Origin of the sequence: Tenacibaculum sp. 1B UA, assembly GCF_033978845.1 — a bacterium.
In the GTDB taxonomy this organism is placed as follows: domain Bacteria; phylum Bacteroidota; class Bacteroidia; order Flavobacteriales; family Flavobacteriaceae; genus Polaribacter.
The window spans coordinates 228,142-243,122 of the sequence record NZ_JAKVUA010000001.1 but is presented as its reverse complement, the minus strand read 5'-3'; the positions used below and the strand labels follow the sequence as shown (position 1 = coordinate 243,122).

Annotated in this window: 11 protein-coding genes and 1 pseudogene; all 12 read left to right on the top strand. The window is 33.0% G+C overall.

Annotated elements, in window-relative coordinates; genetic code table 11:
- Nucleotide 1: 1 nt before the first annotated feature.
- On the top strand, nt 2-1,852 hold the full coding sequence (locus tag MK851_RS01195; protein ID WP_320240767.1) for a M1 family metallopeptidase: 1,851 nt from the start codon (nt 2-4) through the stop codon (nt 1,850-1,852).
- A gap of 214 nt (nt 1,853-2,066) precedes the next feature.
- On the top strand, nt 2,067-3,758 hold the full coding sequence (locus MK851_RS01190) for a glutamine--tRNA ligase/YqeY domain fusion protein (RefSeq protein ID WP_320240765.1): 1,692 nt from the start codon (nt 2,067-2,069) through the stop codon (nt 3,756-3,758).
- Between the two features lie 227 nt (nt 3,759-3,985).
- Nucleotides 3,986-5,422 carry a regulatory iron-sulfur-containing complex subunit RicT gene (gene ricT / locus MK851_RS01185; RefSeq protein ID WP_320240763.1) on the top strand — a complete coding sequence of 479 codons (1,437 nt, stop codon included), beginning with the start codon at nt 3,986-3,988 and terminating at the stop codon, nt 5,420-5,422.
- Nucleotides 5,412-5,897 (top strand): gliding motility lipoprotein GldH, encoded by a 486-nt coding sequence (locus MK851_RS01180; RefSeq protein WP_320240761.1) that lies wholly within the window; start codon nt 5,412-5,414, stop codon nt 5,895-5,897. The genes ricT and MK851_RS01180 overlap by 11 nt, the downstream gene beginning before the upstream one ends.
- Nucleotides 5,897-8,173 carry a penicillin-binding protein 1A gene (locus MK851_RS01175; protein WP_320240759.1) on the top strand — a complete coding sequence of 759 codons (2,277 nt, stop codon included), beginning with the start codon at nt 5,897-5,899 and terminating at the stop codon, nt 8,171-8,173. Before MK851_RS01180 ends, MK851_RS01175 begins: the two co-directional genes overlap by 1 nt.
- 60 nt (nt 8,174-8,233) lie before the next feature.
- Complete coding sequence (locus tag MK851_RS01170; RefSeq protein ID WP_303505989.1) at nt 8,234-8,935, top strand: CoA transferase subunit A; 702 nt, start codon at nt 8,234-8,236, stop codon at nt 8,933-8,935.
- 17 nt (nt 8,936-8,952) lie between these two features.
- A pseudogene (locus tag MK851_RS01165) lies at nt 8,953-9,216 on the top strand (four helix bundle protein).
- Between the two features lie 150 nt (nt 9,217-9,366).
- Entirely contained in the window at nt 9,367-10,020 is a 654-nt protein-coding gene (locus MK851_RS01160) for a 3-oxoacid CoA-transferase subunit B (protein WP_320240757.1), read from the top strand.
- Nucleotides 10,021-10,087: 67 nt separating this feature from the next.
- Nucleotides 10,088-10,849: an exodeoxyribonuclease III gene (locus MK851_RS01155; RefSeq protein ID WP_303505985.1), complete on the top strand. Its 762-nt coding sequence runs from the start codon at nt 10,088-10,090 to the stop codon at nt 10,847-10,849.
- 7 nt (nt 10,850-10,856) lie between these two features.
- Entirely contained in the window at nt 10,857-12,365 is a 1,509-nt protein-coding gene (locus tag MK851_RS01150; protein WP_320240755.1) for a lytic transglycosylase domain-containing protein, read from the top strand.
- A 27-nt stretch (nt 12,366-12,392) separates the two neighbouring features.
- Nucleotides 12,393-13,385: a DUF4837 family protein gene (locus MK851_RS01145; protein WP_303505981.1), complete on the top strand. Its 993-nt coding sequence runs from the start codon at nt 12,393-12,395 to the stop codon at nt 13,383-13,385.
- A 114-nt stretch (nt 13,386-13,499) separates the two neighbouring features.
- Nucleotides 13,500-14,972 (top strand): DUF5687 family protein, encoded by a 1,473-nt coding sequence (locus MK851_RS01140; RefSeq protein WP_320240752.1) that lies wholly within the window; start codon nt 13,500-13,502, stop codon nt 14,970-14,972.
- The last annotated feature ends 9 nt before the right edge of the window (nt 14,973-14,981 follow it).

The following is a 14,981-nucleotide window of genomic DNA, read 5'->3' as shown; positions in this document are numbered from 1 at the left end:
TATGAAGAAAATAATCTTAAGCCTTTTATTATTACCGGTTATTTCATGTGCTACTGTAAATAGCACAAAAAATAAAACCGTAACAAAAACAAAAGTAAACAAGCAATCAAACAAAGGGTATTGGCAACAACATGTTGATTATACTATGGATATTGATATGAATGTTAAAACATATCAATACAAAGGAATGCAAAAATTGGTGTACACAAACAATTCACCAGATGCGTTAAATAAAGTGTTCTATCATTTATATTTCAATGCATTTCAACCAAACTCACAAATGGATGTTCGTTCAAGAAATATTCAAGATCCAGATAGAAGAGTAGGAGATCGTATTAGTAAATTATCACCTTCAGAAATAGGATACATAAAAGTAAGTTCTTTAAAACAAAACGGTTCGGTAGTAAAACACGAAACTGTTGGAACGATTTTAGAAGTTACATTAAACAAACCAATTCAACCAGGAGAAAGTGTAACGTTTGATATGATTTTTGATGCGCAAGTACCAAAACAAATCCGCCGTTCGGGTCGTAATAGCGCAGAAGGAGTCGCTTTGTCAATGACACAATGGTATCCTAAAATGGCTGAGTACGATTTTGAAGGTTGGCATACACCACCATACTTAGGAAGAGAATTCCACGGAGTTTGGGGTAATTTTGATGTAACACTTCATATTGATAAAAATTATGTAGTTGGAGGAACTGGATATGTGCAAAATCCACAAGAAGTAGGTCATGGTTACGAAGATAAAACAAAACCGTTAAACCTTCCGTCAGGAGATAAATTAACATGGAAATTCACTGCGCCAAATGTACATGATTTTACTTGGGGAGCAGATCCTGAGTTTATTCATGATACCTATAAAATGGACAATGGAATCGACTTACATTTCCTTTACAAGAAAACATTAGGTGCTGAATATTTAGAAAACTGGAAAAAATTGCAACCTAAAACAGCTGAATTAATGAAATATTTTAGTGAGCATATAGGTCAGTATCCATACAAGCAATACTCAGTTATTCAAGGAGGAGATGGAGGTATGGAATATGCAATGTGTACATTAATTACAGGACAACGTAAGTGGGGAAGCTTATTCGGTGTTACAGCACACGAGTTAGCACATACTTGGTTTCAATTCTTATTAGCAACTAACGAAAGCAAGCACCCTTGGATGGATGAAGGGTTCACCACTTATATTTCAAACAAAGCAGAAAATGAAATTTTAGGAGAAGGAAAAGAAAATCCACATGCAGGATCTTATCGAGGGTATAATTACGTGGTAAAAAATAATATTGAAGAGCCTTTAACAACACACGCTGATAGGTATCACACGAATACAGCGTATGGAGTTGCGAGTTATTCAAAAGGAAACATTTTCTTATCCCAATTAGAATATATTATTGGAAAAGAAAATGTAGCAAAAACACTAAAGAAATATTTTGAAGACTTTTCTTTTAAGCATCCAACACCAAATGACATTAAACGTACCGCCGAAAAAGTTTCAGGACTTCAGTTAGACTGGTATTTAAATGAATGGACACAAACAACACATACTATTGATTACGGAATTAAATCAGTAAATGGAAAAGAAATTACCTTAGAACGTATTGGTAAAATGCCAATGCCAATTGATGTTAAGGTAACGTATACTGATGGTTCAAAAGAATCATTTAATATTCCGTTACGTATGATGCGTGGAGAAAAACCAACCAATGCTACAGTTATTACCGATTGGACTTTTGCACATCCAACGTACACTTTTACAACAAAAAAAGAGGTGAAATCAGTTGAAATTGATCCGTCTAAATTAATGGCAGACGTAAACCAAGAAAACAATTCGTACGGGAAGTAAAACTTAACGATAAAAAACACTAAAAACGGAAAATCTATATAGGTTTTCCGTTTTTTTATTGCTAAAACTTAATCCATAATTTTCTTTGTGTAATTATCTCATAGATTCTATGTAATTTTGTTGCTTAGACCTTTTAGGAAGCTCTTGATTGATTCTATTTTAAGAGAAAACTATAGAAGGCTGTAAAAATAGAACACGTACATAATTTATAAAGATGTCAGAAGAAAAGAAATCATTGAATTTTTTAGAGCAAATTGTTGAAGAAGATTTGGCAAATGGAATGCCAAAAGAAAATTTGCGTTTTCGTTTTCCACCAGAACCAAACGGATACTTACATATAGGGCATACAAAAGCTATTGGTATTAGTTTTGGTTTAGGAGAAAAATACAATGCTCCAGTAAACCTTCGTTTTGATGATACAAACCCAGCAAAAGAAGAGCAAGAATATGTAGACGCTATTAAACGTGATGTATCTTGGTTAGGGTATCAATGGGAAAAAGAATGCTATTCTTCTGATTATTTCCAACAATTATATGATTGGGCAGTTCAATTGATTAAAGACGGAAAAGCGTATGTAGATAACCAATCTTCTGAAGCAATGGCTGAGCAAAAAGGAACGCCAACGCAACCAGGAGTAGCAGGACCTAATAGAGACAGAAGTGTTGAAGAAAACTTAGATTTATTCACACGTATGAAAAATGGTGAGTTTGAAGAAGGTTCTCATGTGTTACGTGCTAAAATAGATATGGCTTCACCAAATATGTTACTACGTGATCCTATTATGTATCGTATTTTAAAGAAAGAACACCACCGTACAGGAAGCGATTGGGTAATTTATCCAATGTACGACTGGACTCATGGTGAAAGTGACTACATAGAACAAATCTCTCACTCATTATGTTCATTAGAGTTTAAACCTCACCGTGAATTATACAATTGGTTTAGAGATAATGTGTATGAATATAGTCAATCAGAATACCCATTACCACCAAAACAAAGAGAATTCTCACGTTTAAACTTAAGTTATACCGTAATGAGTAAACGTAAGTTGATGAAGTTGGTGGAAGAAGGAATTGTTTCAGGGTGGGATGACCCACGTATGCCAACTATTTCAGGATTACGTCGCCGTGGTTATACTCCTGCTTCTATTCGTAGTTTTGTGGATACTGTAGGAGTTTCTAAACGTGAAAATGTGATTGATGTAGCGTTACTGGAGTTTAAAATTAGAGAAGATTTAAACAAAACAGCGAATCGAGTGATGGGGGTTTTAGATCCAGTAAAAGTGGTAATAGATAATTATCCAGAAGATCAAGAAGAGATTTTAATTGCTGAAAACAATCCAGAAGATGAAAACTCTGGTACAAGAGAAGTTCCATTTTCAAGAGAAATTTATATAGAACGTGAAGACTTTAGAGAAGAAGCAAACAAAAAATTTTTCCGTTTAAAATTAGGAAAAGAAGTTCGTTTAAAGAATGCGTATTTTATTACCGCTAATAGTGTGGAAAAAGACGAAAACGGAAATATTACTGTAATTCACTGTGCGTACGACCCATTAACAAAATCAGGAAGTGGAACCGAAGAAAGTAAGCGTAAGGTAAAAGGAACCTTACATTGGGTGTCGGTAAAACACGCGGTAAAAGCTGAGGTAAGAGCGTATGACAGGTTGTTTTCAGATGAAGCACCAGACAGTCACAAAGACAAAGACTTTATGGCGTTTTTAAATCCAAATTCGTTAGAAAAAATCACGGCTTATGTTGAACCAAGTTTACAAACAGCAAAAATTGGAGACCGTTTTCAGTTCCAACGTTTAGGGTATTTTAATGTTGATGACGATTCAACACCCGAAAATTTAGTATTCAATAAAACTGTTGGATTACGAGATAATTGGGTGAAAAAGAATAAATAGTGCTAAAAGACATAAAACAAATAAAAAACGCTGCTTTTAACTAAAAAGTGGCGTTTTTTTTAACAAAAAAATCAATTTTCACTTTTCATTAGAATATGTATCTTTACAGATTAAGGATAGTTGTTATAAGATAAATTTTATACAACTGAAAATCAAATAATAAAAATGTTTTTTGATACTGTAAATACCACAGGTTTAAAAAACATTTCAAAAAAATATACTATCGTATGAGTTGTAGCAGTTGCTCAACTAACAAAAGCGGTGTGCCGAATGGCTGTAAGAGTAACGGAAATTGTGCTACGGGCACATGTGGAAGTGGAAATAAGCTCGCTGTTTTTGATTGGTTATCGAACATGACTTTACCTACGGGTGAAGCTCCATTTAATATTTTTGAAGTCCGTTTTAAAAACGGACGAAAACACTTTTATAAAAATCCTGAAAGCTTAACCCTTTCAATGGGAGATGTGGTTGCAGTTGAAGGATCTTCAGGGCACGATGTTGGTATTGTTTCTTTAGCAGGAGAGCTTGTAAGAGTTCAAATGAAAAAAAGAAAAATTACTGCAGATAGTGATGAAGTAAAGAAAATTTACAGAAAAGCCTCTCAAAAAGATATTGATGTTTGGCAAGAAGCCAGAGGAAGAGAGCTAGAAACACAACGAAAAGGAAGAGAAATTATAAGCCGACTAGGCTTAAAAATGAAACTTTCTGATGTTGAATATCAAGGAGACGGAACCAAAGCTACTTTTTATTACACGGCAGATGAACGTGTAGATTTTCGTCAGTTAATACGTGACTTAGCTAGCGCTTTTTCTATTAGAGTAGAAATGCGTCAGGTAGGAATGCGTCAAGAAGCAGCTCGTTTAGGAGGAATTGGTTCTTGTGGTAGAGAACTATGCTGCTCTACTTGGCTAACCGATTTTAGAAAAGTAAATACAGCAGCAGCCCGCTATCAACAGCTATCACTAAATCCGTTAAAATTAGCAGGACAGTGTGGTAAGCTAAAATGCTGTTTAAATTATGAGTTAGATACCTACTTAGATGCATTGCAAAGCTTTCCGAAGCAAGATAAAATACTAAAAACAGAAAAAGGAGATGCTGTTTTCGTTAAAATGGACATCTTTAAAAAATTACTTTGGTATACCTACAAGGAAGAAAGTTTTAAATGGTATAAACTATCGTTAGATCAAGTTCAAGAGATTATAGAATTAAACAAAAATAATGAACTTGCTTTACCGTTAGAAGAATATGAATTGGAGATAACTGAAGAGGTCTCTGTTGATTTTGAGAATGTCGTTGGTCAAGATAGTTTAACACGTTTTGATGCTCCAAAAAAAGGGCGCAAAAATAGTAGACGTAAGAAAAGAAACCCAACAAATAAGAGAGAGGGAGATAAACAACCTCCTATAAACAAGAGACCAAAGAAAAAGCCACAAGGGAAATCAGTAAAGACTGAAGGAGGGCAAAAAACAGAAAAGAAGAGGGTTGACAATAGGAAACCAAGACCTAAAAATAACCCAAAAACTCGAAAACCTAAACCAGAAGGTAATACAACTGAAAAACCACAAGGACAACAAAAAAAGCCTAGAAATCTTAGAAGAAAAAACAACAAACAACGTAAAAAAAACAATAACGATAATAAAAGTAATACCAATAATGAGGAGTAAAATTGGCATCTTTTTTTTAGTCGCTACGCTATTTGCTTCATGTGATTCAAATAGGGAGTTTGATAATTATATGGCACTTCCAAAAAGTTCATGGAATAAAAAAAATGCAATACAATTTACATTTCCAATTAACGACTCTATTGGTAAGAAAAACCTTTTTATAAACCTTAGAAATAATAAAGATTATGCATACAGTAATCTTTTTTTAATCACACAAATGAATTTTCCTGATGGGCAAATAATCATAGATACATTGGAGTATGATATGGCAGATGTTACAGGAAAGTTTTTAGGACAAGGTTTTACCGATATTAAAGAAAACAAACTTTTTTATAAAGAAAACATAACGTTTCCCCGCAAAGGAGAATATACTTTTAAAGTTCGACAAGCCATGCGAAAAAATGGAGAAATTGAAGGTATTGAAGAGTTGAAAGGGATAACTCATGTAGGGTTTAGAATTGAAAAAACAAAGTAATGATAGAGAAAAAAACAACAAATTTTAGTAAGTACATTAAATGGTTTTGGGGTATCATTTTAGGAGGATTTTTATCTGTCTGCCTATTGTTTTTACTAGCTTCTTGGGGAGTGTTTGGAACATTGCCAACTTTTGAGGAGTTAGAAAACCCAGAGAATAACTTAGCAACCGAAATTATTTCTTCGGATGGTAAAACCTTAGGGAAATATGCTGTTGAAAATAGAACACCTATAAAATATAAAGACATTCCACAGAATATGGTGAAAGCCTTGGTTTCAACAGAAGACGAACGTTTTTATGAGCATTCAGGAATTGATTTTAGAGGAACAGCAAGAGCTATTTTAAAACCAGGAAGTGGAGGCGCGAGTACAATAACCCAACAGCTAGCAAAAATGCTGTTTACGAAAAAAGCATCTCGAAATATTTTTAAAAGAGTACTTCAAAAAGTAAAAGAATGGGTAGTAGCTGTTAAGTTAGAGCGTCAATATACTAAAGAAGAAATCATAACCATGTATTTGAATAAATATGATTTCTTAAATCAAGCAGTAGGTGTCCGTTCAGCAGCTCGAATTTATTTTGGAAAAGAACCCAAAGAGTTAGATATAGAAGAATCAGCAATGCTAGTAGGAATGCTTAAAAATTCCTCTCTTTTTAATCCTTTAAGGAGGAAAGAGATGGTAAAGCAACGAAGAAATGTTGTTTTAAAGCAAATGAATAGAAGTGAGTTTATTACTTTAAAACAAAAAGACTCATTACAAAAATTAGGTCTAGGACTTAATATAAACAGAGAAGGACATAGTGACGGTTTAGCGACGTATTTTAGAGAGCATTTAAGAAGTATCCTAAAAGAATGGGTTAAAGAAAACCCAAAGCCAAATGGAGAAGAGTATAATATTTATAGAGATGGATTAAAAATTTATACAACGATAGACTCTCGTATGCAAAAATATGCTGAAGAAGCGGTTTATGAACACATGGCAAACCTTCAATCATATTTTGACAAAGAACAAAAAAGAAATAAAAAAGCTCCTTTTTATGATATAGGAAAAAAAGACATAGAAAAAATAATAAGAAGAGCAAAGCAAAATTCAGACCGTTATAAGCGAATGAAAGCAACTGGTAAGTCTGAAAAAGAAATAGATAAGGTGTTTAATACTGCTACAGATATGCGTATTTTTACGTGGAAAGGTGAACGTGATACGGTAATGACCCCTTATGACTCAATACGTCATTATAAATATTTCTTACGTTCAGGTTTGGTATCTATTGAGCCTCAAACAGGTCATATTAAAGCTTGGGTTGGAGGAATAAACCATAGGTATTTTAAATATGATGCAGTTGAGCAACAAAAACGTCAAGTAGGTTCTACGTTTAAACCTTTTGTATATGCTACTGCAATTAATCAATTAAAAATGTCACCTTGTGATAAATTGCCAAACACACCATACACTATTCCTAAGGAAAAATATGGAATGCCAAAAGATTGGACACCTAAAAATGCAGGAGGTAAATATGGAGGGGAACTTACATTAAAAGAAGCTTTAGCAAAATCAGTAAATGTAATTACAGCACAGCTAATTGATAAAGTTTCACCAATAAATGTAGTTCGACTAGCAGAATCTTCAGGGATAACGTCTAAATTAGAGGCAAATCCGTCTATCGCATTAGGAGCAATTGATTTATCGTTATTAGAAATGGTAAGTGCATATTCAACTTTTGCTAACAAAGGATTACGTGTAAGTCCACTAATGGTTACTCGAATTGAAGATAAAAACGGAACTGCTTTAGAAGAATTTGTACCTCAAACTAAAGAAGTATTAAGTGAAGAATCTGCATATGTAATTTTAGACTTGATGCAAGGCGTAACAAGATTAGGTTCAGGAGCACGTTTACGATCAACATGGACTTCCGCAGGTGATGCTGCAACAGGTTTCCCTTATAAATTTACCAATCCAATTGCAGGTAAAACAGGTACCACACAAAACCAATCAGATGGTTGGTTTATGGGGATCGTTCCTAATTTAGCAACAGGAGTTTGGACAGGTGGAGAAGATAGAGCTACACACTTTGCAGGGTTAAAATATGGACAAGGAGCAACAATGTCGCTACCTACATGGGCTATATTTATGAGGAAGTGCTATGAAGATAAGACATTAGAGGTAAGTAAAGGAAGTTTTGAAAAGCCTAAAGATATAAGTATAAATTTAGATTGCTCAAAAACAGAGGAAACGAAAGAAGGAGAAGAAGAAACAACCCCAGACGATACAGATTTTTAGTATAATTGTAGCGTATTTAAAACCTCACTTATTGAGTAAAGCTTAAAAACAACAACTATAATGATAAATAAAAAAGTAAATAACATACAAGAAGCATTACAAGGTGTACAAGACGGCATGACCTTTATGTTAGGAGGGTTCGGTTTGTGTGGAATACCTGAAAATGCTATTGCTGAGTTAGTAAAAATAGGAGTAAAAGATGTTACTTGTATTTCTAATAATGCAGGAGTTGATGATTTTGGTTTAGGGTTGTTATTACAAAATCATCAAATAAAAAAAATGATTTCTTCTTATGTTGGAGAAAATGATGAGTTTGAGCGTCAAATGTTGTCAGGAGAATTAGAAGTAGAATTAACACCACAAGGAACCTTAGCGGAAAAATGTAGGGCAGCACAAGCAGGTTTCCCTGCTTTTTATACACCAGCAGGTTATGGGACAGAGGTGGCAGAAGGAAAAGAAACTCGTGAGTTTGACGGAAAAATGTATGTTTTAGAACCAGCGTTTAAAGCAGATTTTGCCTTTGTAAAAGCATGGAAAGGTGATGCAGCAGGAAATTTAATATTCAAAGGGACTTCAAGAAACTTTAATCCAAATATGTGTGGGGCAGCTACTATTACAGTTGCTGAGGTTGAGGAGTTAGTTCCAGTAGGAGAATTAGACCCAAATCAAATCCATATTCCAGGAATTTTTGTACAACGCATTTTCCAAGGAGAAAAGTATGAGAAGAGAATTGAGCAACGAACTGTTCGAAAACGAGACTAATACCTTATAATGTAACAATGTATCAATTTGAAAATGTAACAATGAAGAATCCTGTAGTAGATAAATCAGTAGAAGTTGGATTGTTTGTTATTGAATATTGTGAACAGTTAGAAAACGAACGAAAATATGTAATTGGTCGTCAATTGTTAAAATCAGGAACAAGTATTGCAGCCAATATACATGAAGCTTAGAACGCCGAAAGTAAAGCAGATTTTATTCATAAAATAAAGATTGCGACCAAAGAATTAGATGAAACCAAGTATTGGTTAACTCTTTGTTAAAAGTCTAAAAATTACCCTACAAATAAAGTTTTAACTGAAAAAATTAAGGAACTAGGGTTGATTTTATACAAAATATTAAGTACAAGTATTAAAAGTAATAAGTAGTTCATTGCTATATTGTTACATTATTAAATTGATACATTAAAGAAAATGTTAGATAAAAACGGAATAGCGAAAAGAATCGCAAAAGAAGTAAAAAACGGATATTATGTAAACCTTGGTATCGGAATTCCAACATTAGTAGCCAATTTTGTTCGTGATGATATTGAGGTAGAATTTCAATCAGAAAACGGAGTACTAGGTATGGGACCTTTTCCTTTTGAAGGAGAAGAAGACGCTGATATTATCAATGCAGGAAAACAAACTATAACAACTATGCCAGGAGCTAGTTTTTTCGATTCTGCTACCAGTTTTTCAATGATTCGAGGTAAACACGTTCACCTAACTATTTTAGGAGCTATGGAGGTTGCCGAAAATGGAGATATTGCCAACTGGAAGATACCAGGAAAAATGGTAAAAGGTATGGGAGGAGCGATGGATTTAGTAGCCTCTGCCGACAACATTATTGTAGCAATGATGCACACTAATAAAAGAGGAGAATCTAAGCTACTTAAAAAATGTTCATTACCATTAACAGGAGTAGGTTGTGTAACAAAAATTGTAACAAACTTGGCCGTATTAGAAATTAAAGACAATAAGTTTTACTTATTAGAAAGAGCTCCTGGAGTATCAGTGGAAGAAATTAAAGCAGCTACAGAAGGAACTCTGATTGTCGAAGGAGGTATCCCAGAAATGGATATTTAACAAAATTATAGGATTAAATAAAGACGTAAGGCACTATGCTTTACGTTTTTGTATTTTAAATATATAGATGAAAATAATCTCATACAACGTAAACGGAATTAGGGCGGCATTAAAAAAAGGATTTATCGATTGGTTACAAGCTGCAGACCCAGATGTAATATGTATTCAAGAAACCAAAGCACACAAAGAGCAGTTAGATGTAACTGAGTTTGAAAATGCAGGATATCCATATCATTATTGGTTTTCAGCAGAAAAAAAAGGATATTCATCCGTAGCAATTTTCTGTAAAGAAGAGCCAAAACATGTAACCTATGGAACAGGAATAGAATCGATGGATTTTGAAGGAAGAAATCTTCGTGTAGATTTTGATGAGGTTTCTGTAATGAGCATGTATTTACCTTCAGGAACTAATAGTGCTCGATTAGACTATAAATTCAATTACATGGATGAAATTCTTGAATATGCTACAGAACTGAGAAAAACCATTCCGAATTTAGTTATTTGTGGAGATTATAATATTTGTCATGAAGAAATAGATATCCACAACCCTAAAATGAAAGGAGTATCTGGTTTTTTACCAGAAGAACGTGAGTGGTTAGGAAAGTTTATTAATAGTGGATTCATAGATAGTTTCCGTCATTTGCATCCAGAAAAACAAGAATACTCTTGGTGGAGCTACCGAGCAAACGCAAGAACAAACAATAAAGGTTGGCGTATTGATTACAACATGGTAACTGAAACTTTAAAAGACAAAATTTCAAGAGCGTATATTTTACCAGAAGCAAAACATTCAGATCATTGCCCAATTGCAGTTGAATTAGATTTATAAAACCAACATGAAAAAATTACTAACACTACTCCTTTTTACAACTTCAATTTTTGCACAAGAACCTATTGATAGCCTTTCTGTAGCTAAAGACAGTGTTGATGTTGTGGTAAATGATTCTATAAACTCAGCGCAAAACCAAGAGCTATTTTCTACGGAAGATTTAAAGATGATTGATAGCTTACTAGTTGAAGAAAAATTTAATTCATCATTGTTTGATAGCATTCAATATGTAATTAATGATAAAGATATCTTAGGTAACACAACCACAATTCTTACAACCGATTTATTAAAGAAACGGTTACAAGACTTAAACGTAAGAACACCTTTTCATTTAGAGTACAATCCTGCGTTAGAAAAAGTGATTAATAGTTATTTAAAATATCGCAAAAAATACTATCCTGCATTAATGGCTCGTGCTCAATATTATTTTCCAATGTTTGAGCAATACCTAGATCAATACGACATCCCTTTAGAGATGAAATATTTGGCTATTGTTGAGTCAGCGTTGAGACCAGATGCTCGTTCTTGGGTAGGAGCAACGGGTTTATGGCAATTTATGTATGGAACAGGAATTCAGTTTGATTTAAAGGTGAACTCGTATGTAGATGAACGTCAAGATCCAGTAAAATCAACAAAAGCAGCATGTCAATACTTAAGTCAGTTGTATAAAATTTTTGGTGATTGGGATTTAGCCTTAGCAGCATACAACTCAGGTCCAGGAAACGTATCAAAAGCGATAAGACGTTCTGGAGGCTATAAAAATTATTGGAATATTCGTCCGTTTTTACCTCGTGAAACGGCAGGGTATGTACCAGCATTTTACGCAACGATGTATATTTTTGAATATGCAGAAAAACACCATATTTACCCTGAAGCACCAAAAATCTTCAATTTTGAGACAGATACAGTTCGTGTAAAAAGAACTATTAGTTTTGATCAGATTTCAGAAAAAACTGGAATAGACTCTGATTTATTAGCTTTTTTGAATCCATCGTATAAACTAGATGTTATTCCGTATGTAAAAGAAAAAAATTATGCAGTTCGGTTACCTCGAAGAAACTTAATGGACTTTTTAGACAAGGAAAAAGAAATATATGCTTTAGCAAACGAAGATGATGCTAAAAGAGAAAAGCCTTTACCAAAATACTTTGAAATGGATAAACGTATTCGCTATAGGGTTCGAAGTGGAGACTATTTAGGTAAAATAGCTAATAAATTTGGGGTACGAGTAAGAGATATTAAACGTTGGAATGGCTTACGAACACATCATTTAAAAATAGGACAAAGATTAAGTGTTTACCCTAAAAGAATGGCTGTTCCAAAAAAGGTTTCAAAGAAAAAATATAAAGCACCAACAGGTAAGCATGAGGTGTATGTTGTTAAAGAAGGAGATTCATTATGGACTATTTCAAAAAAATATCCATCAGTTTCTGTTGATGAAATTAAAAAATGGAACAATATTTGGAGTGTTAAAAGTTTAAAACCAGGAATGAAACTTAAAATTTTTAAAAGCTAAAAATACAACTACTAAACACCACAAACTATGAATAAACTAATAGCATTATTTGCCCTAATTTTTATAACAGTTTCGTGTAAAAATAAAGGAGAGAAAAGTGACTATGTCTTACCAACATCAAATGGAAATACTAATAAAATATTAGTAGTAATTAAAGGAAATGATTGGGAGGGTAAAATTGGTGATGAAATTCGCTCTGTTTTTGGAGAGCATCAGGTAGGATTACCACAGCCTGAAACATTACTTTCAGTAGGACAAATAGATCCTATAGGATTTAAAGGTTTTATAAGGAATGCAAGAGCTGTTTTAATTCTTAGAGAAGGAGAAAAAGAAAAAATAGCAGTAGAAAAAAACAAATATGCTGAACCTCAAATTTTAGTTTATGCAACAGCTAAAAGTAAAGGAGCTTTGGTTGACTTGATTCGCAACAGAGGAAAAGAGATTATTAAATTATTTAAAGATGAAGATGTAAAGTTTACTCAAAGAATCTTTAACAAAGAAAAACTTGACGAAACTCAATTTAAAACAATTAAAAACTTAGGAGTTACATTAACCATTCCTGAAAGGTTTAAACTTGTTGAAGATACAGGAGACTTTTTATGGTTACGTCAACACTTAAAAAGCGGAATAGCAAGAGGAGATGGAACCAACAATATTTTAGTGTATAGCTATCCTTTGGAAGATGAAAGTAAAGTGGCAGACAACATTACAAGAATGAGAGATACAATTGGTAAAAAATATATTCCTGGAACTAAAGAAGGGATGCACATGATTACCGAACAAGCATACACTCCATTTACTTTTGATGCAGAAATTGATGGTAAAAAAGCCTATGAAACTAGAGGTAAATGGGAAGTAAAAAATGATTTCATGGCAGGGCCATTTATTAACTATACAATAATTGATAAAGAAAACAAACGTGTCATTGTTTTTGAAGGATTTACTTATGCTCCATCAGTAAACAAACGAGATTTCATCTTTGAATTAGAAGCGATAGCAAAGTCTTTAAAAATAAAATAAAAGATAAATCATAATAACGGTAGAAAAGCATCAATTTTTAAATTGATGCTTTTTTTATGTAACAAAAAGTTGTAGAAAAAGACAAATAAGGTAATCAACCAAATACAAAACCAAATGATTGTACATTTTTTAAAGTTAGAATGGAAGCAGTTTTTTCGCTCTTCTTATTTCGGAAAAAGCATTGCATTAAAAATAATCATGAGCTTTTTTGCATTATGGATGCTAGTTTCATTTTTAATGATAGGAATAGGAGGGTATTTTTTCATTAAAAAAGAATACCCAAATACAGATCCACTTTTTTTTGTTAATGGATTTCTTGTTTTTTTATTAATTGGAGATTTAATTTTTCGCTATTTAATGCAAAAATTACCAGTATTAAACATCAAGCCGTTTCTAAACTTACCTGTAAAAAAAGAAAAACTTGTTCATTTTGTATTAGGAAAATCAGCTTTGTCATTCTTCAACATAATGCCGCTGTTTTTTTACGTGCCTTTTTCAATAGTATTAATAGGTCAAGGATACAATGTCATGGGAGTTTTAGGCTGGTTGTTTTTAATGATTATGCTAGTATTAAGTGCGAACTATGTAAACTTTCTAATCAATAAAAATAATTATGCATTAGGAATAATGGTAGCTGTATTGGCAGCATTATTTTTTACAAATAAATATCAGTTATTTAACGTAAATGATGTATTTGCGCCTATCTTTCAATCAGTATATAACTTTCCTGCTTTGTCAGTAATAGGAGTGGTCTTGTTAGTAGGACTATACTATGTAAATTTTAAATTATTAAGAGAAAAAGTATATTTAGATGATGCTATAAAAAGTAAAGAAGAAGTAGCCAATGAATCAGACTTATCTTTTGTTGATAGATTGGGAGATGTAGCGCCATTTATTAAAAATGATATTCGTCAAATTTGGAGGAATAAACGAACTAAAACAGTGTTTTTTATGTCGTTTTTATTTCTTTTCTACGGAGCTATTTTCTTTGGACAAGAAATGTATCGAGAACAAATGCCTGCCTTTTTAGTCTTTGCTGCAGTTTTTGTTACAGGAGGGTTTACGCTAAACTATGGGCAGTTCATCCCTGCATGGGATAGTGAGTATTACAAAATGCTTATGAGTCAAAATATTCGTTATCGAAAGTTTTTAGAAAGTAAATGGTATTTAATGGTTGTAGTATCAGGAGCATTGTACCTGTTAAGTATCCCTTATGTTTATTTCTACGGATTAGATATTTTTTTAATGATAACCGCTGGGGCAATTTTTAATATAGGGTTTAATTCTCTCTTTTTACTGTTTGCAGGTTCTTTTAACCGAAAGCGTATAGACTTAAATAAAAGTGGATTTTCAAACTACCAAGGTACTAGTGCAACACAATTTTTAATAATAATTCCAATAATGGGAATTCCTATGCTCCTCTTTTGGGTTTTCAACAAGTTTGTTAGCTTTAATGCAGGTGTTTTAGCAATTGCAATTGCTGGAACATTAGCTCTTGCATTTAAAAATTACTTTATGGGTTTTATAGAAAAAAGATACATTAAAAGTAAGTACGCAGTAATACATGCATTTAGCCAAAAATCATAACCAACCAAA

Coding starts and splice junctions, on each gene's coding strand:
- MK851_RS01195 (WP_320240767.1), top strand. CDS start 2: ATGAAGAAAATAATCTTAAGCCTTTTATTATTACCGGTTATTTCATGT.
- MK851_RS01190 (WP_320240765.1), top strand. CDS start 2,067: ATGTCAGAAGAAAAGAAATCATTGAATTTTTTAGAGCAAATTGTTGAA.
- ricT (WP_320240763.1), top strand. CDS start 3,986: ATGAGTTGTAGCAGTTGCTCAACTAACAAAAGCGGTGTGCCGAATGGC.
- MK851_RS01180 (WP_320240761.1), top strand. CDS start 5,412: ATGAGGAGTAAAATTGGCATCTTTTTTTTAGTCGCTACGCTATTTGCT.
- MK851_RS01175 (WP_320240759.1), top strand. CDS start 5,897: ATGATAGAGAAAAAAACAACAAATTTTAGTAAGTACATTAAATGGTTT.
- MK851_RS01170 (WP_303505989.1), top strand. CDS start 8,234: ATGATAAATAAAAAAGTAAATAACATACAAGAAGCATTACAAGGTGTA.
- MK851_RS01160 (WP_320240757.1), top strand. CDS start 9,367: ATGTTAGATAAAAACGGAATAGCGAAAAGAATCGCAAAAGAAGTAAAA.
- MK851_RS01155 (WP_303505985.1), top strand. CDS start 10,088: ATGAAAATAATCTCATACAACGTAAACGGAATTAGGGCGGCATTAAAA.
- MK851_RS01150 (WP_320240755.1), top strand. CDS start 10,857: ATGAAAAAATTACTAACACTACTCCTTTTTACAACTTCAATTTTTGCA.
- MK851_RS01145 (WP_303505981.1), top strand. CDS start 12,393: ATGAATAAACTAATAGCATTATTTGCCCTAATTTTTATAACAGTTTCG.
- MK851_RS01140 (WP_320240752.1), top strand. CDS start 13,500: ATGATTGTACATTTTTTAAAGTTAGAATGGAAGCAGTTTTTTCGCTCT.